Genomic DNA, 17312 nt, shown 5'->3' on the forward strand with positions numbered 1-17312 from the left:
GTCATGGACTGGAAGATCGAGCTCGTCTTCGTCCCCGTCACGGACGTCGACCGTGCCAAGGAGTTCTACGAGCGGATCGGCTTCCACGCCGACCACGACCAGCGGGTCGGCGCCGACCTGCGGTTCGTACAGATGACGCCGCCCGGGTCGGCCTGCTCGATCGCCTTCGGCGAGGGCCTGGGCGTCGACCTCGAGCCCGGACGGCAGAACACGATCCAGGTGGTCGTGCCGGACGCGGACGAGGCGCTGGCGCACCTGCACGCGGTCGGTGCCGCGGCGGAGGGGGTGGACGAGCAGGCGTGGGGCCGGTTCGTCACGTTCCGGGACCCGGACGGCAACCGCTGGACGCTGCAGCAGCTCCCGCCGCGCCCCTGAACGGGACGGGACGGTCGGGCCGTCAGAGGCGCTTGCCGAAGCAGCGCTGATCGTCCTCGGCCGCGTACCGACCGTAGGACTCGATCGGCTCGTACCCGAGCGCGGCGTACATCGCCATCGCCTCGGGCTGCTCCGTGCCCGTCTCCAGCACGAACCGGCGGAACCCGACCTGGCGCGCGACCCGTTCGAGCTCACCCATGAGCCGGCGGGCGACGCCGCGGCCGCGGTACTCCTCGGCGACCCAGACCCGCTTGACCTCCGCCGTCGCGGCCGGGTGCGCGCTGCCGCGGCCCCGGCCGTCGTCGACGCCGGAGACGTCCCGCACGCTGCCGCAGCCGACCGGCACCCCGCCGACGCGCGCCACCAGCGTCACGACCACCGTCGCGGGGTCGATGACCTCCTGGGCGTCCGCGTCCCCGCCGTAGCGGCGTCCGAGCTCGGCCACCGCCTCGGCCCGCAACGCCACCGCGTCGGCGTCCTCCCAGGGCACCTCCACCACCTCGGCGGCGGCCGGCGCGTCGGTGTCCGCGACGGTGTGCAGGTCGATGCTCATGCGGCCACGAGCGAGGCGAGCACCGACGTGAAGAAGCCGAGCCCGTCCGTGCCGGCGCGCTGCCCTGCGGCGCTGTCCGGGCCGAACCCGGCCTCGACGGCGTGCTCGGGGTGCGGCATGAGCCCGACGACGTTGCCGGCGGCGTTGGTGATGCCGGCGATGTCGCGGCGCGACCCGTTCGGGTTGGTGCCGACGTAGCGGAAGGCCACCCGGCCCTCGCCCTCGAGCTCGTCGAGGGTGCGCTCGTCCGCGACGAACTGACCGTCCTGGTTCTTCAGCGGGATCGTGATGTGCTGACCCTGCTCGTACCGGTTGGTCCAGGCGGTGCCGGCGTTCTCCACCGCGAGCACCTGCTCGCGGCAGACGAAGTGCAGGTGCTCGTTCTTGATCATCGAGCCCGGCAGCAGGTGCGCCTCGGTGAGGACCTGGAACCCGTTGCAGATGCCGAGCACCGGCATCCCGCCCTTCGCGGCATCGATCACCGCGTCCATCGCGGGAGCGAACCGGGAGATCGCGCCGGCGCGCAGGTAGTCGCCGTAGGAGAACCCGCCGGGCAGCACGACGGCGTCGACGCCCTGCAGGTCGCCGTCGGCGTGGAAGAGGGCGACGGGCTCGCCGCCGGCGAGCCGGACGGCCCGCGCTGCGTCGCGGTCGTCCAGCGTGCCCGGGAAGGTGATGACGCCGATCCGCGCGGAGCTCAGCGTGGCGCTGGAGGGGCCGGCGCTCATCAGGCCACCGCTCCGGCCGACTCCTCGGAGGCGTCCGCGACCCGCACGACGTCCTCGATGATCGGGTTGGACAGCAGCGTCTCGGCGGCCTGGCGGGCGGCCTCGAGCACCTCGGGCGTCACCTCGCCGTCGACCTCGAGCTCGAACCGCTTGCCCTGACGGGCCCCGGTGAACTGGGTGAAGCCGAGGCGCGGCAGCGCCCCGACCACGGCCTTGCCCTGGGGGTCCAGGATCTCGGGCTTCGGCATGACCTCGACGACGACGCGTCCCACTTCGGGCTCCTCGGGTGCTGGGCAGCGGGCCGTCGCTCCGGGTTCCCGCTGCCGACGGCGGCACGACGGACGCGCGGGGGCAGCAGGCGGGAGCACGACGGCGGGATTCCGTCGCCGAGTCTACCGGCGTCCGGCGGTGGACCCGTCGTCCTGACCAGTTCGTGGCGCAGGCCTTCCTCGGTGTTGGTCCCGGCCGCTAGTCTGCCTCCACCACACCAAGACTGCCTGCAGGAGCACCCGTGACGTCGCCGACGCCTCCCCCCGACCCGTACCAGCCGCCCGCCTCTCCTGCCGCTCCGGCCGGGGTGGCGCCGCCCGTCCCTCCGGAGCCGGGTTCCGCGCCGTCCCCGTACGCCGAACCGGGCGCCGAGACACCGCCGGGCCCGTACCTCGGGCCGCCCGGGCAGGCCGACCCGTCGAACCCCTACGGCCTGCCGCAGGACCCCGGGACCGACGGCGTCTCGATCGCGGCGCTGGTCACGGGCATCCTCACGCTCGGCCCGGTCGCCCTCGGCCTGGGGATCGCCGGCGTCGTGCGGACCAGGAGGTCCGGCCGCCGCGGCACGGGGTTCGCCGTCACGGGGATCGTGCTCGGCACGCTGTCGACCCTGTGCTGGGCCGGCCTGATCGGCCTGATCGCGTTCGCCGTGAACAGCGACGAGTTCCAGGAAAGCTTCCAGGAGAGCTTCAACGACAGCTACAACGACTCGATGGGCCTCGACATGACGGTGGGCCAGTGCTTCGACACCCCCGAGGACCTGGTCGGCGGCGAGCCCATGGTGCCCGCAGATTGCGCCGAGCCCCACGACTCCGAGGTCTTCGCCGTCCAGGACTTCGACGACGAGCAGTACCCGGGTGACGTCGCCGTCCAGACCCGCTCCCGGGACCTGTGCATGGACGCCTTCGCCGAGTACGTCGGCACCCCGTACGCCGACTCCGAGCTGGACTTCATCTACTTCTACCCGACGGCGCCGTCGTGGAAGCTGGGCGACCGTCAGATGCTCTGCAGCGTGACCACCCTGGACGGCTCCCCGCTCACCGGCAGCATGGCCGGCGCCGGGATCTAGGACCGCTCGAGCGCCGTGCCCGTGATCCGTTCGTACGCCTCGAGGTAGCGCTCGCGGGTGCGGCGCACGACGTCGGCCGGGAGCGCGGGCGGGGGTTCCTCGCCCGCGCGGTCCCAGCCGGAGGCGTCCGAGGTGAGCCAGTCCCGCACGAACTGCTTGTCGAAGCTCGGCTGGGCCCGGCCCGGCTCCCAGTCGTCGGCGGGCCAGAAGCGCGAGCTGTCCGGGGTGAGGACCTCGTCGCCGAGCACGATGCGCCCGGTGCCCGGGCTGCCGTCGGCCGCGGCGTGGGGCACCACGCCGAACTCCAGCTTGGTGTCCGCGAGGATCACGCCGCGCTCGCGCGCGATCTCCTCGGCGCGTGCGTACACGGCCAGCGTGAGGTCGCGCAGCCGCGCGGCGTCGTCGTCCCCGAGGCGGCGCGCCACCTCCTCGAACGTGACGTTCTCGTCGTGCTCGCCCACCTCCGCCTTGGTGGCCGGGGTGAAGATCGGCTCCGGGAGCCGGGAGCCGTCCACGAGTCCGGCGGGCAGCGGGATGCCCGTGACCTCGCCGCCGGCCCGGTACTCCGCGAGCCCGGAGCCGGTGAGGTAGCCGCGCGCGACGCACTCGACCGGGAACATGTCCAGCCGTCGGCAGATCATCGCCCGGCCGGCCACGACGTCGGGCACCAGGCCGTCACCCGGCTCGGCGCTCGGCTCGACGGACACCACGTGGTTGTCCACGAGGTCCGCGAGCTGGTCGAACCACCACAGGCTGAGCTGGGTGAGCACCACGCCCTTGTCCGGGATGCCGGGGCTGAGCACGTGATCGTAGGCGGACACCCGGTCCGAGGCGACGACGAGGACGACGTCGCCCAGCGGGTGCACGCCACCGAGCGTCGGCAGGTCCGGGGCGTACAGGTCGCGGACCTTGCCGGAGTAGACGTGCCGCCAGCCGGGCAGGTCGAGCGGGCCGCCGGCGAAGGCGTCGGGCGTGAGGTCGGGGGCGTCGGTCACGGCACCTGCACCTCGCCCCGCTCGGCAGCCAGCGCGATGTCGCTGCGGTGGTGGGACCCGGGCAGGTGGATCTCGGCGACGCCCGCGTACGACGCCGCCCGTGCGGCCGCGAGGTCCGCCCCGCGGCCCACCACGGACAGGACCCGTCCTCCGGCGCTCACCAGACCGCCGTCGGACTCCGCCGTCCCGGCGTGCAGGACGTGCACGCCGTCGAGGGCCTCGGCGGCCTCGATCCCCGTGACCGGGTCGCCCCGGCGCGGCGAGGCCGGGTAGCCCTGCGAGGCGACCACGACGTTGACGACGGCGTCGTCGGACCAGTGCAACGGGGGCAGGTCGCTCAGCTCGCCCCGCGCCGCGGCGAGCAGCACCCCGGACAACGGGGTCCGCAGGCGGGCCAGCACGGCCTGGATCTCCGGGTCGCCGAACCGGACGTTGAACTCGACGACGCGCGTGCCGCGCGACGTCAGCGCGAGCCCCACGTACAGCACCCCGGAGAACGGGGTGCCTCGCCGCGCCATCTCGTCGACGGTGGGCTGGGCGATCCGGTCGACGACCTCGCCGACCAGCCCGGCCGGCGCCCACTCCAGCGGCGTGTAGGCGCCCATGCCGCCCGTGTTGGGGCCGGCGTCGTCGTCGCCCACCCGTTTGAAGTCCTGGGCCGCGACCAGCGGCACCACCGTGGTGCCGTCGCAGATGCAGAACAGCGAGACCTCGGGTCCGTCGAGGAACTCCTCGACCACCACGCGGCCGTCGGCGCCCCGGGCCTCCAGTGCGGCGGCGGCGTGGTCCAGCGCGGCGTCGCGGTCCGAGGTCACCACGACGCCCTTGCCCGCCGCGAGGCCGTCGTCCTTGACCACGTGGGGCGGGCCGAACGCGTCGAGCGCCGCCGCGACCTCGTCGGTGGTGGTGCACACGTGCGCCATCGCGGTGGGGACGCCGGCCTGCGCCATGACCTCCTTGGCGAACGCCTTCGACCCCTCGAGGCGGGCGGCCTCGGCCGACGGCCCGAACACGGGGACACCGGCGGCCCGCACCGCGTCGGCCACGCCGGCCACCAGCGGGGCCTCGGGGCCGACGACGACCAGGTCGACGCCGAGCGCCGTCGCCAGGGCGGCCACCGCCGCGCCGTCCTCGGCGTCGACGCGGTGCAGGACCGCCTGCCGCGCGATACCCGGGTTGCCGGGGGCCGCGTGCAGCTCGTGCAGCGGGGCGTCCTGCGGCCCACCGCCCGTCTCCGCGGCCAGGGAGTGGACGATGGCGTGCTCGCGAGCACCGTTCCCGACGACGAGGATCTTCACGGTCCCACAGTCTAGGCGTCCCCGGCCCGGACGCGGCGGCGTCTCAGGCCGGGACGGTGGCGTCCTGGCCCGAGGCGGCCAGGGACGTGGCGACGAACCCGGTGGTCACCAGCTCGGCGACGGTCTCGCGCAGCCAGTCCACGGCGCGCGGCGCGCGGTCCCGCCCGGTCGCGACGGCCTGGCGGATCTCGGTGAACCGCGGCTCGACGACGCGTACACCGCCGCGCTCGGCGGCCCAGCGGGTCAGGGGCTGGCGGATGCCTGCCGCCACCTCGAGCCTCTGGGCGTCGAACACGGCCGTGCCCTCGGTCCCGCGCACGACCTCGGCGTGCCGCAGGGTGCGGCTGAGGTAGAGGTCGTACGCCGACCCCTCCTTGACGCCGATCCGCACGCCGGGCGCGTCGACGTCGTCGGCGGCCCGCAGCGACGAGGCCTCCGGCACGGCGAAGACCCCCTCGATGAGCACGTACGGGTCGGTGAACGCCACCTGCTCGGCACGCTGCGGCTCCACGGCGAGGAACCCGACGTCGGCCCGGCCCTCGGCGAGCGCCGCGAAGGAGTCGCGGGCCGCGTCCACGCACGTCAGCCCGGCCGGGACACCGAGCCGGTCGGCGAGCTCCCGGGCGAGGTCGACGGTCACGCCGGCGGGCGCGTCGGGCGTGCCCTGCGCCAGCACCGGGTTGCCCAGGTTGACCACCGCCCGCAGCACCCCCGTCGGGGCCAGCGCGGCGACGACGCCCGGCGCCGTCATGCGCGCGGGTGGACCAGGTCGTGGATCGGGATGATCTCGTCGCGGCGCGGCCCGACGCCGACCGCGGAGATCCGGCAGCCGGACAGCTCCTCGAGGGCCTCGAGGTAGGACCGCGCGTTCGCGGGGAGCTCCTCGATCGTGCGGCAGCCGGAGATGTCCTCCCACCAGCCGGGGAACTCCTCGTAGATCGGCGTCGCGTGGTGGAAGGCCGACTGGTCGTCCGGCATCTCGTCGTACCGGGTGCCGTCGACGTCGTAGGCCACGCACACCGGCACCTTCTCCAGGCCGGTGAGCACGTCGAGCTTGGTCACCACCAGGTCGGTCAGGCCGTTCACCCGCGCCGAGTAGCGCGCGATCACCGCGTCGTACCAGCCGCAGCGCCGGGCCCGGCCGGTCGTGACGCCGTACTCGCCGCCGGTCTTGAGCAGGTACTCGCCGTTCGCGTCGAACAGCTCGGTGGGGAACGGTCCCTCCCCCACGCGGGTCGTGTAGGCCTTGATGACGCCGATGATCGAGTCGATCCGGGTCGGACCGACGCCGGATCCCGTCACGGCCCCACCGGCGGTGGCGTTCGACGACGTCACGAACGGGTAGGTGCCGTGGTCGACGTCGAGCATGGTCGCCTGGCCGCCCTCGAACAGCACCGTGTCCCCGGCGTCCAGGGCCCGGTTCAGCGCCAGCCCGGTGTCCGCCACCATCGGCTGCAGCCGCTCGGCGTGCGCGAGCAGCTCGTCGACGACCTCGTCGACCTCGACGGCGCGGCGGTTGTAGACCTTGACCAGCAGGTGGTTCTTCTGGTCCAGCGCCCCTTCGACCTTCTCCCGCAGGATCTTGGGGTCGAACAGGTCGGCGACGCGGATGCCGACCCGGTTGATCTTGTCGGCGTACGCCGGGCCGATACCGCGGCCGGTGGTCCCGATGCGGCGCTTGCCGAGGAACCGCTCGGTGACCTTGTCGACCGTGCGGTGGTAGCTGGCGATGACGTGAGCCCCCGACGAGACGAGCAGCCTGGACGTGTCCACGCCGCGGGCGTCCAGCGCGTCCAGCTCCTCGAACAGCACGTCGATGTCGACGACGACGCCGTTGGCGATCACCGGGGTCACGCCGGACGAGAGGATCCCCGACGGCAGCAGGTGCAGGGCGTACTTCTCGTCACCGATGACGACGGTGTGCCCGGCGTTGTTCCCGCCGTTGAACTTGACCACGTAGTCGACACGGTCGCCGAGGAGGTCCGTCGCCTTCCCCTTGCCCTCATCGCCCCACTGGGCGCCGACGAGCACCACGGCTGGCATGGATCAACTCTCCTCGTATCTGGGTGGGACCGGCACAGCCGCCGGGCCACGCCAGAGTTTACCCGGCCATGACCTGGCGCTTCGAACGGCGTGCCGGGTCGGTCCGTTCCGGGAGACGCCGGCTCAGGCGGGTCGGGGCCGCTGGGGCAGCTGCACGGGCGTGGCCCCCGACGTCGGCGAGGACTGCTCGCAGCGGTGGTCGGTGTCCACCCGGAACAGGTCGAGCGCCCCGCACACCTCCAGGACGAACAGGTCGCGCTCGTCCGCGCCCCGCAGCACCGTCGCGCCCCCACGCTTGCGCCCGGAGTCGGCCAGGGAGATGAGGAACGCCGCGCCCGTGGAGTCCATGAACGTCACCCGGCACATGTCGATGACGAGCAGCTGCCGGCGCAGCCCGACCACGCGCGCCGCGATCTCTGGAAACTGGTCCCGCTCGGCGAGGTCGAGATCACCCGCGACCACGAGCGTCGTCGTCGTCGAGGACGTCGCGATCTCGATCATGCGCACGAGCCTACCCGCGCACGGACGCCGGTGGGCGCCGATCCGGCGCAGCGGGGGTGCGCGGGACGCGCCACCTGGGAGGATGTCCCCATGACGCCCACCTCACCCGGGGAGAACCTGCTCGGCGGCCCCCCGCCCACCCTCCTGCCCGACGACCACGCGGAGGCCCGCGAGGGCCTCGAGACCGGCCAGGACCCCGCGCGCCTGGCCGCCGACCACCCCTCGGCCAGCCTCGTGTGGGCCGTGCTCGCCGAGCAGACGCTGACCGGCGAGGACGACGTCGTGCACTCCGTGACCGCGTACGCCTACGCCCGCACCGGGTACCACCGCGGCCTGGACGCGTTGCGCCGCGCCGGCTGGCGGGGCCAGGGCCCGGTGCCTGCCGACCACGTGCCGAACCAGGGGTTCCTGCGCGCGGTGCTCGCACTGTCCGAGGCGGCGCGGCGCATCGCCGAGGACGCCGAGGCCGAGCGCTGCCGGCAGCTCCTCGTGGACTCGGGCACGTCGTCCGAGGCGGTGGCCGCGCTGCGCTGACCGCCGCCGCGCGCTCACTCCTCGGCAGGGTTCGGCCGCAGCCGCGCCCAGACCAGCTTGCCGGTGCCCGAGGGACGCCATCCCCAGTCCGCCAGCCGTTCCACGATCTGCATGCCGAACCCGCCCAGGCGGTTCGGGTGTCCGTCCGTGGCCACCGGCGGCGCCGGGTTGGCGTCCTCCACCTCGATGCGCAGGCCGTCCCCGGTGTCGAAGAGGCGCAGCGCGATGTTGCCCCAGCCGTGCAGCACGCCGTTGGCCACGAGCTCGGACACGACGAGCTCGGCCGCGGCCGAGTCCGTCAGCCCCCAGGCCTGGCAGGTGCGCAGCACCGCGTGCCGCGCCCGACCGATCGAGGCCGGCTCGCTCGGCAGCAGCCAGCGGCGCGAGCGCGGGCTCAGGGCCGTCACCTGGTGGTCGGCCTCCGGATCGGGGACCCGCACGACGACGATCGCGACGTCGTCCTCCGGGGCGTCGGCGAGCCGGGAGAGCAGCTCCTCCCCCACTCCCGCCGCGTCGCGGGCGGTGATGCGCCCCGAGATCTCCACCAGGGTGTCGAGACCCTTCTTGAGCGACCGGTCGCGCCGCTCGATGAGACCGTCGGTGTAGAAGAGCAGGACGTCGCCGCGGCGCAGCACCTCGCGACTGGTGGCCCGCGGGTCGGAGCCGAACCCGACCAGCGACCCGCCCGCCCCGGAGAGCTGGTGCGCGGCGCCGTCGCGCAGCAGCAGCGCCGGCAGGTGGCCGGCACGCGTGTACTCCACCGACCAGGTGTCGTCCTCGGTCACGTGGTGCAGCGTGGCGTAGACCATCGACGCCGGCCGCGGCACCCGCATCCCCGCCACGAGCTGGTCGACACGGTCCAGGACGGTGCCGGGGGTGGTGAGCTCGTAGGCGTAGGCGCGCACCACGGACCGCAGCTGGCCCATCGCGGCCGCGGCCTCGACGTCGTGCCCGACCACGTCGCCGATCACCAGGCCCACCGTGCCGTCGGAGATCTGCAGGACGTCGTACCAGTCCCCGCCGACCTGCGCGTGCTCGGCGTTGGGGGCGTAGTACGTCCACACGTCCAGGCCGGTGACGTCGGCCTGCTCGGGGAGCATGGCGCGCTGCAGCGCCTCGGCGAGCCGGTGCTCGCGGGCGTACAGCCGGGCGTTGTCGACCGCGGTGCCGGCGCGGCGCGCGACGACCTCCACCACCGTCTCGACGTGCTCGGGGTCCGGCTGCGGCGGTGGCTCGCCCAGGTCGCCGCCCGCGTCCCCGTGCCAGGTCACCAGCAGCCCCAGCACACGGCGGCGTCCCGCGACGGCGTGCACCACGACCGAGCGTGGGATCGCTCCCGACTCGTCCACGACCCGGCGGACCAGGTCGCGGCGGAGCCAGCCCGAGGCCGACTGCGCCGGGTACACCCGCTCCAGGTCCAGGCGGACCGGGCCGTCCACCGTGCCGTCGAGCAGGTCCTGGACGTGGTCGGAGCCCACGCCGACCCCCTCGAGCCCGAGGTCGTCGACCAGGTCGCCCTCGAGCCGGTCCCCCTGCCAGGCCTCGGGCACGTAGCGGGCGTGCCGACGGCCGCGGCCCGAGGGCGGGGAGGCCACGTCGACGCCCTCGGCGTAGAGCAGCCCGTCGTCGTTCAGGTAGAACCCCGACCACGGCACCAGCGACCGCAGCAGGTCGGCGATGTCCCGCAGCGCGAGCGGGTACTCCAGGTCACCGAGGAGCTCGGTGGTCTGGGCGATGAGGTCCAGGTCCGCGCGCTGCTGCCGCTCGATCTCCAGCGACGCCAGCTGGGCGGCCTGCCGGTCGACGTACTCGGAGACGTCCGTGGTCAGGCCCACCCAGTAGGTCGGCTCGCCCTCCCCGGCGGGCAGCGGGTTGAAGTCCACCTGGAGCCAGGTGATCCCGCCGTCACGCCGGCGGGCGCTGACGATCCGCTGCATCGACCGACCGGCGACGATGTCCGCCTGCGCCTCCGCCCGGCTCGGGTCGTCGTTCACCAGCGCGAGCAGGGAGTGCGGGCCGAGCAGCGCGAGGTCGTCGACGCCGACCCCACCGAGCCGCTCGAACGCGGCGTTGACCCAGAGCACCGGCATGCCCTGCTCCCAGGGGCCGGTGATGAACGCCGGCACCGTCGTCGAGGCGAGACCTGCCGCCAGCTGCGTCGCCGAGACCGGCATGACGGTCGGCGACGGAGGCGGCAAATCGGTCATAACCCCTCCATCTTCGTCCAGTCTCGGCCAGGTTGGTGCAATCGCTGCACATTCAACCGTAGATTGGTGTCCGCCGAGATACGAGGTGAGCATCGAGCTCGAGGAAGGAGCACCGTGCAGGACGGATCGAACACGGCCCCGCACCGCCCGACGAACGGGGACGGCGCGGACCCCACGGCGCCCCGGATCGGTGACCCCGCCAGCGTCCACGTCATCCAGGGGACCTCGCGCGCCCGCGTCGTGCTCTCGGGAGAGATCGACGCGGACATCAGCGCGGAGCTCGGCGACGCGATCTCCGACGCCGAGGCCTCGGGGCTCCCGGTCGAGATCGACGCCCACCACGTCACCTTCATGGACTCGTCCGGGGTCGCGTTCCTCGCACGCCTGGCCACCCGCAGCCCGCACCGGGTCCGGGTGCTGCGCGCGCCGCCCACGGTCCGGTTCCTCCTCGAGGTCACGCGCATCGGCGAGCTGCTGGAGATCGTCGACGAGGACCCCGGCGTCGACCTGGACGTCACGACCACGCAGAACTGACGACGCCCCCCGGCCCGGCAGGGCAGGAGGGCGTCGCGTCGGCGCGGAGCGCTGATCACATCTGGTGACCGGCCGAGCGCAGCCACTGGCAGGCCTCGACGATGCGGGCGGCCATGCCGGCCTCGGCCAGCTTGCCCCAGGCGCGCGGGTCGTAGGCCTTCTTGTTGCCGACCTCGCCGTCGACCTTCAGGACGCCGTCGTAGTTGGTGAAGAAGTGCCCGGCGACCGGACGCGAGAACGCGTACTGGGTGTCGGTGTCGATGTTCATCTTGATCACGCCGTTGTCGACCGCCTCGGCGACCTCCTCGGCGGTGGAGCCGGAGCCACCGTGGAACACGAGGTCGAACGGGTTCTCCTGGCCGATCTCGTCACCGACGGCCTTCTGGATCTCACCGAGGATCGCCGGGCGCAGCTTGACGGCGCCGGGCTTGTAGACACCGTGCACGTTGCCGAAGGTGAGCGCCGTCAGGTAGCGGCCCTTCTCCCCCGCGCCGAGCGCGCGGACGGTCTTCAGGCCGTCCTCGGGCGTGGTGTACAGCTTCTCGTTGATCTCGGCGACGTGGCCGTCCTCCTCGCCGCCGACGACGCCGATCTCGACCTCGAGGAGGGTGCGGGCGGCCTGCGAGAGCTCGAGCAGCTCCTCGGCGATGACGAGGTTCTCCTCCAGCGGGATGTCCGAGCCGTCGAACATGTGCGACTGGAAGGTCGGGTTCTTGCCGGCCTTGACCTGCTCGGCCTCGAGGGCCAGCAGCGGGCGGACCCAGGAGTCCAGGTTCTTCTTGACGCAGTGGTCGGTGTGGATCGCGATGTTGACCGGGTAGTTCTTCGCGACCTCGGTGGCGTACGCGGCCAGCGCGAGCGAGCCGGACACGCGGTCCTTGATCGTGGACCCCGAGGCGTACTCCCCGCCGCCCACGGAGACCTGGATGATGCCGTCCGACTCGGCCTCGGCGAAGCCCTGCAGGGCGGCGGTGACGGTCTGCGACGACGTGATGTTGACGGCGGGGTAGGCGAACTTGCCGGCCTTCGCCCGGTCGATCATCTCGGCGTAGACCTCGGGGGTTGCGATAGGCATCTGCGGTACTCCAATGAGGGGACGTACGAGGGACGCAGCGGGCGGCGACGTCGCACGGGCGGGTCGGCCCGCATGCACCCGGATTTTCTCACGTCCGGGTCATGGCCGTCACATCTCGGCGCCACAGAGTGAGACGGCCGGGTGCTCGCCGTCGGCCCGGTGCGCTCCTCACAGGTGCTGCAGGCCCCAGGTGTGCATCGCGATCGCGGCCGCCGCGCCCGCGTTCAGCGAGCGGGTGGACCCGTGCTGCGTGATGTGCACGACGACGTCGCTCGCCTCCTGGGCGGCCGGGGTCAGCCCGCTGGACTCCTGCCCGAACAGCAGCACGCACCGGGCCGGCAGCTCCCGGCGCTCCAGCGGGACGGAACCGGGCACGTTGTCGACGCCGACGATCGGCAGGCGGGCACCGTCGTCGTCCCCGCCGGCCGCGGCCCACGCCGCCAGGGCCGCCGCGTCGGGATGGTGGTGGACGTGCAGGTAGCGGTCGGTGACCATCGCGCCGCGGCGGTTCCACCGCCGTCGTCCGACCACGTGCACGCCGGCGGCGTTGAACGCGTTGGCGGTGCGCACCACGGAGCCGATGTTGAGGTCGTGGGCCCAGTTCTCGACGGCCACGTGCAGCACCCGGCCGGGCGGGCGGCGCGCGTCCATGTCGGCGACCACCGCCCCGACGGTCCAGTACCGGTAGCGGTCGACGACGTTGCGCCGGTCCCCGTGCTCCAGCAGCTCGGGGTCGTAGCGCGGGTCGAGCCCGCCGTCGTCCCCGCGCGGCCAGGACCCGGCGCCGCCCGGCCAGGGACCGACCCCCACCTCGGGCGCCGGTGGCTCACTCATCGAGCTCGGCGCTCCGTGACGCCTCCCACCAGATCGCGGCGCCGACGACGGCGGCACCCGCCACCGCGAGCAGCAGCGGCCCGACGACGCCGACCGCGTCCGGCGGTGCCTGCAGGACGTGGTCGTCGTCCTGCCAGGGCCACAACGCCCGCAGGGAGCCGAGCATCAGGCCGGCCAGGGCCGCCATCGTCACCTGGCGGCGATGGTCGAGCAGCCAGTGCAGGAGCTTGACGAACGAGGCGAGCCCCGCGACGGCACCGAGCGCGAACGTGCCCAGGAACACCAGGTCGCGGTCGCTGACCGCCTCCTGGACCGGGATGTACAGGCCCATCACGACGAGCAGCGTGGAGCCGGAGACTCCCGGGAGCACCAGGGCGTTGATGGCGATCGCAGCGCCGACCAGCACCAGGAGCAGCGGCGGGTCGCTCGACTCGGCGGGCGGCAGGCCGACCAGGAAGAACGCGGCCACGGCGCCCGCGGCGAGCACGAGCAGGTCCAGCGGCCGGACGCGGTGCGGCAGCATGCGCAGCGGGACGATCACCGAGACCGCGATCATGCCGAAGAAGATCGAGCGCATGGTCACGGGCTCGGACTCCAGCAGCGGGGCGACGACGCTGAGGGAGGCGAACAGCACCACCACCATGCCCAGCAGGACCGGCACCAGGAACCGCCACTCGACGGCCCGCAGGGCGCGGAGGGCAGGGCGCAGACCGCGCCGCTGCGCCACGCCCTGGACCAGCTCGCGGCCGGAGTGCACCACCTGGTTCGCGGCGTTCAGGAGCCGGTCGTAGAGCCCGACGACCAGCGCGACGGTGCCCCCCGAGATGCCGGGGACCGACTCGGCCATGCCGACCAGCCCGCCCCGCAGCGCCAGTCCGAGGGTCTGCGACCACGGCTGCCTGCGGCGCGGCGGCGCGTGGCGGCGGACCGCCCCGGTGTTCGTCGTCGGTTCGGGTGGCTCGTGGGTCACGGGTGGCAGCCTACGACGCCGGTCACGTGCGGTGGCGGGCCGTCCGCCGCGATGTTGCACGGGCCCTGCGGGGGCCGTGTGGCGATACCGTGTGCACCGTGACGGAGCGCAGGATCGAGTGCTGGCTGACCGACATGGACGGCGTCCTGGTGCACGAGGACGAGGCCGTCCCGGGCGCGGCCGAGTTCGTCGCGGCGCTGCGCGCGGCGGGCCGGCCCTTCCTGGTCCTGACGAACAACTCGATCTTCACGGCCCGCGACCTCTCCGCACGGCTGGCGCGCTCCGGCATCGACGTCCCCGAGGGGTCGATCTGGACCTCCGCCCTCGCGACGGCGACCTTCCTCACCGAGCAGGTGCCGGGCGGGTCCGCGTACGTCATCGGCGAGGCGGGCCTGACCACCGCGATGCACGAGGCGGGGTACACGCTCACGGAGACGGACCCGGACTACGTGGTCCTGGGTGAGACCCGCACCTACTCGTTCGAGGCGATCACCAAGGCGATCCGCCTCATCAAGGCCGGGGCGCGGTTCATCGCGACCAACCCGGACACGACCGGGCCCTCGGCCGAGGGCCCGCTGCCCGCCACCGGGTCGGTCGCGGCGATGATCACCGCCGCCACGGGCCGCTCCCCCTACTACGTGGGCAAGCCCAACCCGATGATGTTCCGCTCGGCGCTCAACCGGATCGACGCGCACTCGGAGACGACGGCGATGATCGGCGACCGCATGGACACCGACGTCGTGGCGGGGATCGAGGCGGGCCTGGAGACGTTCCTGGTGCTCACCGGCTCGACGGCGCCCGACGAGGTGGACCACCACCCGTTCCGCCCCTCGCACGTGGTCGACTCGGTCGCGGACCTCGTCGAGCGCATCTGAGGACCGCCGCACACCCTCCGCCCGACCCGACCCGCCGTTGTGGGCGTGAAATATGCCGCCCCGAACCGCGCAGACCTGCAGATTTCATGCCCACAACGGGCACGGTTCGCGTCAGGGGGCACGGTTCGCGTCAGGGGGCACGGTTCGCGTCAGGGGGCACGGTTCGCGTCAGGGGGCGCGGTTCGCGTCAGGCGAGGCCGAGGTCGTCCAGGTCGAAGAGGTAGTGGTACGGCACCCCGAGGGCCTCGATCTTCTCCCCCGCCCCCGTGGCGCGGTCGACGATGGTGGCGCAGCCGAGCACCTCGGCGCCGGCGGCGCGCAGCGCCTCGATGGCGGTGATCGGTGACCCGCCCGTGGTGGTGGTGTCCTCGAGCACGACGACCTTGCGCCCCGTGACGTCGGGCCCCTCGATCTGGCGCTGCATGCCGTGCGCCTTGGCCGCCTTGCGGACCACGAACGCGTCGAGGTCCTGCCCGCGCGAGGCCGCGGCGTGCAGGAGCGCGTCGGCGATGGGGTCGGCGCCGAGCGTGAGCCCGCCGACGGCGTCGACCTCGGCCGTGCCGAGCCCCGCCTCCTCGAGGTGGTCCAGCAGCACGTGCCCGACCAGCGGCGCGGCGCGGTGGTGCAGCGTGATGCGCCGCAGGTCGACGTAGTAGTCGGCCTCCTTGCCGGAGGAGAGCGTCACCCTCCCGTGCACGACGGCGAGCTCCTTGACGAGCTCGAGCAGCTGCTCACGGGGGGTCGGGGAGAAGTCGGCGTGGGTCACGGGGTCAGCCTACGGCGCGCACCGGACGGGTGCGTGGAGCGCCCGCGACCGCTCAGCGGTAGTGGCCGATCGCCCGGACGGCGGACCGCGGCAGGGCCCGCAGCAGCGCCGAGCCCGCCTTGTACCGCAGCGAGGGTGTGGACAGCACGACGCCGCGGCGGACGTCGGCGAGCGCCTGGGAGACCACGAACGGGGCGTCCAGCCACCCGATCTCCGGGACGGACGTCATGTCCAGCCCTGCGCGGTCGTGGAACTCGGTGTGGACGAACCCCGGGCAGAGCGCGGTGGCGGTGACCCCCGTGCCCTTCAGCTCGACGGCGAGCGCCTCGGTGAAGGTGCGCACGTAGGCCTTGGCGGCGGCGTAGGTACCGCCGGCGGTGAGCGCCGCCACGGAGGCGACGTTGAGGACGGCCCCGCGCCCGCGGGCCGTCATCTGCCCGGTGGCGGCGTGCGTGAGCTGGACGACGGCGCGCACCATGACGTCGACCGCGGCGAGCTCCACGTCGAGCTCGCCCCCGACGAACCGTTGCGCGGTGGCGAACCCGGCGTTGTTGACCAGGAGGCCCACGGGGCGGCGCGCCTCGCCGGGCTCGTCACCGGCCACCGCCAGGCGTTCGGCGACCACGGCGACGTCGTCGGCCACCGCGAGGTCGGCCGGCAGCACCTCGACCCTCACCCCTGCGGCGGCGCGGACCTGGCCCGCGACCTGGTCGAGCCGCTCGGCGTCGCGCGCCACGAGCACGAGGTCGTGGCGGGCGGTCGCGAGCTGCCAGACGAACTCCAGTCCGAGGCCGGCGGTGGCGCCGGTGACGAGCGCGGTTCCCATGACGGCACTCTATGGCCCTAGGGTGCTTCGCGTGCGCATCGCCACGTGGAACGTGAACTCGATCCGGAGCCGGCTCGACCGGGTGCTCGCCTTCCTGGAACGCTCCGGGACCGACGTGCTGGCGATCCAGGAGACCAAGTGCCGTCAGGACCAGTTCCCGGTGGCGGCGTTCGAGGCCGCCGGGTACGAGGTGGCCGCGTCCGGCTACCACCAGTGGAACGGCGTGGCGATCGTCTCGCGCGCCGGGATCGACGACGTCGAGACGCAGTTCGCGGGCCAGCCGGCGTTCGGCACGCCGGACCAGGAGCCGCGCGTCGAGGCCCGCGCGCTGGGCGCCGTCTGCGGCGGGGTGCGCGTGTGGTCGCTGTACGTGCCGCACGGCCGGGCGCTGGACGACCCGCACTACGCCTACAAGCTGGCCTGGCTCGAGGCGCTGCGTGCCGACGCCGCCGCGCGGCTGCGGGCGGAGCCCGGTGCCCAGATCGCGCTCCTCGGGGACTGGAACGTCATCCCCCGCGACTCCGACGTCTGGGACGTGACGGCGTTCGAGGGCAGGACGCACGTCTCGACGCCCGAGCGGGAGGCGTTCGCCGCGTTCGAGCAGGCGGGGTTCGTCGAGGTGACGCGCGAGCACCTCCCGGCACCCGGCACGTACACCTACTGGGACTACCAGCAACTCGCGTTCCCGCGGGACAAGGGGCTGCGGATCGACTTCGCGTACGCCTCACCCGCCCTGGCGGACCGGGTCACCGGCGCCGCCGTCGACCGCGAGGAGCGCAAGGGCAAGGGAGCGAGCGACCACGTGCCGGTCGTGCTCGACCTCGCCTGAACCCTGTCACGACCCTGCCGTCCGGCGCCG

Annotated in this window: 20 protein-coding genes; 6 read left to right on the forward strand and 14 right to left on the reverse strand. The window is 73.6% G+C overall.

All coding sequences use genetic code 11. The features are described from left to right. The first annotated feature begins 3 nt into the window (after positions 1 to 3). Positions 4 to 375 carry a VOC family protein gene (locus ACIQLL_RS02755; protein ID WP_402462911.1) on the forward strand — a complete coding sequence of 124 codons (372 nt, stop codon included), beginning with the start codon at positions 4 to 6 and terminating at the stop codon, positions 373 to 375. A gap of 22 nt (positions 376 to 397) precedes the next feature. On the opposite strand, the gene ACIQLL_RS02760 is transcribed toward ACIQLL_RS02755, so the two are convergent. Genes ACIQLL_RS02760 through purS form a run of 3 tightly spaced genes read right to left on the reverse strand, consistent with a single transcriptional unit; the run spans position 398 to position 1928 of the window. Then, a complete protein-coding gene (locus ACIQLL_RS02760) occupies positions 398 to 928 on the reverse strand; it encodes a GNAT family N-acetyltransferase (RefSeq protein WP_402462912.1) in 531 nt (176 codons plus the stop codon). Then, the gene (gene purQ, locus ACIQLL_RS02765; RefSeq protein WP_402462915.1) at positions 925 to 1656 is read right to left on the reverse strand and encodes a phosphoribosylformylglycinamidine synthase subunit PurQ; all 732 of its coding nucleotides are present in this window, start codon (positions 1654 to 1656) and stop codon (positions 925 to 927) included. The genes ACIQLL_RS02760 and purQ overlap by 4 nt, the downstream gene beginning before the upstream one ends. After that, positions 1656 to 1928, reverse strand: coding sequence for a phosphoribosylformylglycinamidine synthase subunit PurS (gene purS, locus ACIQLL_RS02770; protein ID WP_402462917.1), 273 nt, complete (start codon positions 1926 to 1928; stop codon positions 1656 to 1658). Before purS ends, purQ begins: the two co-directional genes overlap by 1 nt. 239 nt (positions 1929 to 2167) lie before the next feature. Here purS and ACIQLL_RS02775 point away from each other — a divergent pair, with 239 nt between their 5' ends. After that, positions 2168 to 2995, forward strand: a complete 828-nt coding sequence (locus ACIQLL_RS02775) for a DUF4190 domain-containing protein (protein ID WP_402462920.1) — start codon at positions 2168 to 2170, stop codon at positions 2993 to 2995. Here ACIQLL_RS02775 and ACIQLL_RS02780 read toward each other — a convergent pair. From ACIQLL_RS02780 to ACIQLL_RS02800, 5 genes are all read right to left on the reverse strand, one after another. Then, positions 2992 to 3990 carry a phosphoribosylaminoimidazolesuccinocarboxamide synthase gene (locus ACIQLL_RS02780; protein WP_402462922.1) on the reverse strand — a complete coding sequence of 333 codons (999 nt, stop codon included), beginning with the start codon at positions 3988 to 3990 and terminating at the stop codon, positions 2992 to 2994. The genes ACIQLL_RS02775 and ACIQLL_RS02780 overlap by 4 nt on opposite strands. Continuing rightward, positions 3987 to 5288, reverse strand: coding sequence for a phosphoribosylamine--glycine ligase (purD, locus tag ACIQLL_RS02785; protein ID WP_402462925.1), 1302 nt, complete (start codon positions 5286 to 5288; stop codon positions 3987 to 3989). Before purD ends, ACIQLL_RS02780 begins: the two co-directional genes overlap by 4 nt. 43 nt (positions 5289 to 5331) lie before the next feature. After that, positions 5332 to 6039, reverse strand: coding sequence for a transporter substrate-binding domain-containing protein (locus ACIQLL_RS02790; protein ID WP_402462930.1), 708 nt, complete (start codon positions 6037 to 6039; stop codon positions 5332 to 5334). Beyond that, entirely contained in the window at positions 6036 to 7331 is a 1296-nt protein-coding gene (locus ACIQLL_RS02795) for an adenylosuccinate synthase (protein WP_402462933.1), read from the reverse strand. Before ACIQLL_RS02795 ends, ACIQLL_RS02790 begins: the two co-directional genes overlap by 4 nt. A 123-nt stretch (positions 7332 to 7454) precedes the next feature. Then, a complete protein-coding gene (locus ACIQLL_RS02800; RefSeq protein WP_402462936.1) occupies positions 7455 to 7832 on the reverse strand; it encodes an STAS domain-containing protein in 378 nt (125 codons plus the stop codon). A gap of 90 nt (positions 7833 to 7922) precedes the next feature. On the opposite strand from ACIQLL_RS02800, the gene ACIQLL_RS02805 reads away from it, so the two are divergent. Next, entirely contained in the window at positions 7923 to 8366 is a 444-nt protein-coding gene (locus ACIQLL_RS02805) for a DUF3151 domain-containing protein (RefSeq protein ID WP_402462939.1), read from the forward strand. A 14-nt stretch (positions 8367 to 8380) separates the two neighbouring features. Here the strand turns inward: ACIQLL_RS02805 and ACIQLL_RS02810 are convergent, their stop codons facing one another. After that, the gene (locus ACIQLL_RS02810; RefSeq protein WP_402462941.1) at positions 8381 to 10573 is read right to left on the reverse strand and encodes an ATP-binding SpoIIE family protein phosphatase; all 2193 of its coding nucleotides are present in this window, start codon (positions 10571 to 10573) and stop codon (positions 8381 to 8383) included. Between the two features lie 114 nt (positions 10574 to 10687). On the opposite strand from ACIQLL_RS02810, the gene ACIQLL_RS02815 reads away from it, so the two are divergent. Next, positions 10688 to 11107 (forward strand): STAS domain-containing protein, encoded by a 420-nt coding sequence (locus ACIQLL_RS02815; RefSeq protein WP_402462944.1) that lies wholly within the window; start codon positions 10688 to 10690, stop codon positions 11105 to 11107. A gap of 55 nt (positions 11108 to 11162) precedes the next feature. Here ACIQLL_RS02815 and fbaA read toward each other — a convergent pair whose 3' ends face one another. From fbaA to ACIQLL_RS02830, 3 genes are all read right to left on the reverse strand, one after another. Further along, the gene (fbaA, locus tag ACIQLL_RS02820) at positions 11163 to 12182 is read right to left on the reverse strand and encodes a class II fructose-bisphosphate aldolase (protein ID WP_402462946.1); all 1020 of its coding nucleotides are present in this window, start codon (positions 12180 to 12182) and stop codon (positions 11163 to 11165) included. Between the two features lie 168 nt (positions 12183 to 12350). Then, positions 12351 to 13016: a TrmH family RNA methyltransferase gene (locus ACIQLL_RS02825; protein WP_402462949.1), complete on the reverse strand. Its 666-nt coding sequence runs from the start codon at positions 13014 to 13016 to the stop codon at positions 12351 to 12353. Beyond that, on the reverse strand, positions 13009 to 13986 hold the full coding sequence (locus tag ACIQLL_RS02830) for a DUF368 domain-containing protein (protein WP_402462952.1): 978 nt from the start codon (positions 13984 to 13986) through the stop codon (positions 13009 to 13011). Before ACIQLL_RS02830 ends, ACIQLL_RS02825 begins: the two co-directional genes overlap by 8 nt. A 134-nt stretch (positions 13987 to 14120) precedes the next feature. Between ACIQLL_RS02830 and ACIQLL_RS02835 the strand changes: the two genes are divergently transcribed. Further along, complete coding sequence (locus tag ACIQLL_RS02835) at positions 14121 to 14861, forward strand: HAD-IIA family hydrolase (protein ID WP_402464612.1); 741 nt, start codon at positions 14121 to 14123, stop codon at positions 14859 to 14861. A gap of 187 nt (positions 14862 to 15048) precedes the next feature. On the opposite strand, the gene pyrE is transcribed toward ACIQLL_RS02835, so the two are convergent. Both pyrE and ACIQLL_RS02845 read right to left on the reverse strand, forming a co-directional pair. Next, positions 15049 to 15627, reverse strand: a complete 579-nt coding sequence (pyrE, locus tag ACIQLL_RS02840) for an orotate phosphoribosyltransferase (protein ID WP_402462955.1) — start codon at positions 15625 to 15627, stop codon at positions 15049 to 15051. A gap of 52 nt (positions 15628 to 15679) precedes the next feature. Continuing rightward, complete coding sequence (locus tag ACIQLL_RS02845) at positions 15680 to 16453, reverse strand: SDR family NAD(P)-dependent oxidoreductase (RefSeq protein WP_402462958.1); 774 nt, start codon at positions 16451 to 16453, stop codon at positions 15680 to 15682. Positions 16454 to 16484: 31 nt separating this feature from the next. Here ACIQLL_RS02845 and ACIQLL_RS02850 point away from each other — a divergent pair, with 31 nt between their 5' ends. Beyond that, complete coding sequence (locus tag ACIQLL_RS02850) at positions 16485 to 17282, forward strand: exodeoxyribonuclease III (protein WP_402462961.1); 798 nt, start codon at positions 16485 to 16487, stop codon at positions 17280 to 17282. The last annotated feature ends 30 nt before the right edge of the window (positions 17283 to 17312 follow it).

The organism is Isoptericola aurantiacus, assembly GCF_044769875.1.
Taxonomy (GTDB): domain Bacteria; phylum Actinomycetota; class Actinomycetes; order Actinomycetales; family Cellulomonadaceae; genus Isoptericola; species Isoptericola aurantiacus.

Excerpts from the sequence above, each read along its gene's own strand:
- ACIQLL_RS02825 (WP_402462949.1), bottom strand. The coding sequence starts at position 13,016 with ATGAGTGAGCCACCGGCGCCCGAGGTGGGGGTCGGTCCCTGGCCGGGC.
- ACIQLL_RS02800 (WP_402462936.1), bottom strand. The coding sequence starts at position 7,832 with ATGATCGAGATCGCGACGTCCTCGACGACGACGACGCTCGTGGTCGCG.
- ACIQLL_RS02845 (WP_402462958.1), bottom strand. The coding sequence starts at position 16,453 with ATGGGAACCGCGCTCGTCACCGGCGCCACCGCCGGCCTCGGACTGGAG.
- ACIQLL_RS02835 (WP_402464612.1), top strand. The coding sequence starts at position 14,121 with ATGGACGGCGTCCTGGTGCACGAGGACGAGGCCGTCCCGGGCGCGGCC.
- ACIQLL_RS02790 (WP_402462930.1), bottom strand. The coding sequence starts at position 6,039 with ATGACGGCGCCGGGCGTCGTCGCCGCGCTGGCCCCGACGGGGGTGCTG.
- purQ (WP_402462915.1), bottom strand. The coding sequence starts at position 1,656 with ATGAGCGCCGGCCCCTCCAGCGCCACGCTGAGCTCCGCGCGGATCGGC.
- fbaA (WP_402462946.1), bottom strand. The coding sequence starts at position 12,182 with ATGCCTATCGCAACCCCCGAGGTCTACGCCGAGATGATCGACCGGGCG.
- ACIQLL_RS02760 (WP_402462912.1), bottom strand. The coding sequence starts at position 928 with ATGAGCATCGACCTGCACACCGTCGCGGACACCGACGCGCCGGCCGCC.
- ACIQLL_RS02810 (WP_402462941.1), bottom strand. The coding sequence starts at position 10,573 with ATGACCGATTTGCCGCCTCCGTCGCCGACCGTCATGCCGGTCTCGGCG.
- ACIQLL_RS02805 (WP_402462939.1), top strand. The coding sequence starts at position 7,923 with ATGACGCCCACCTCACCCGGGGAGAACCTGCTCGGCGGCCCCCCGCCC.
- ACIQLL_RS02795 (WP_402462933.1), bottom strand. The coding sequence starts at position 7,331 with ATGCCAGCCGTGGTGCTCGTCGGCGCCCAGTGGGGCGATGAGGGCAAG.
- ACIQLL_RS02755 (WP_402462911.1), top strand. The coding sequence starts at position 4 with ATGGACTGGAAGATCGAGCTCGTCTTCGTCCCCGTCACGGACGTCGAC.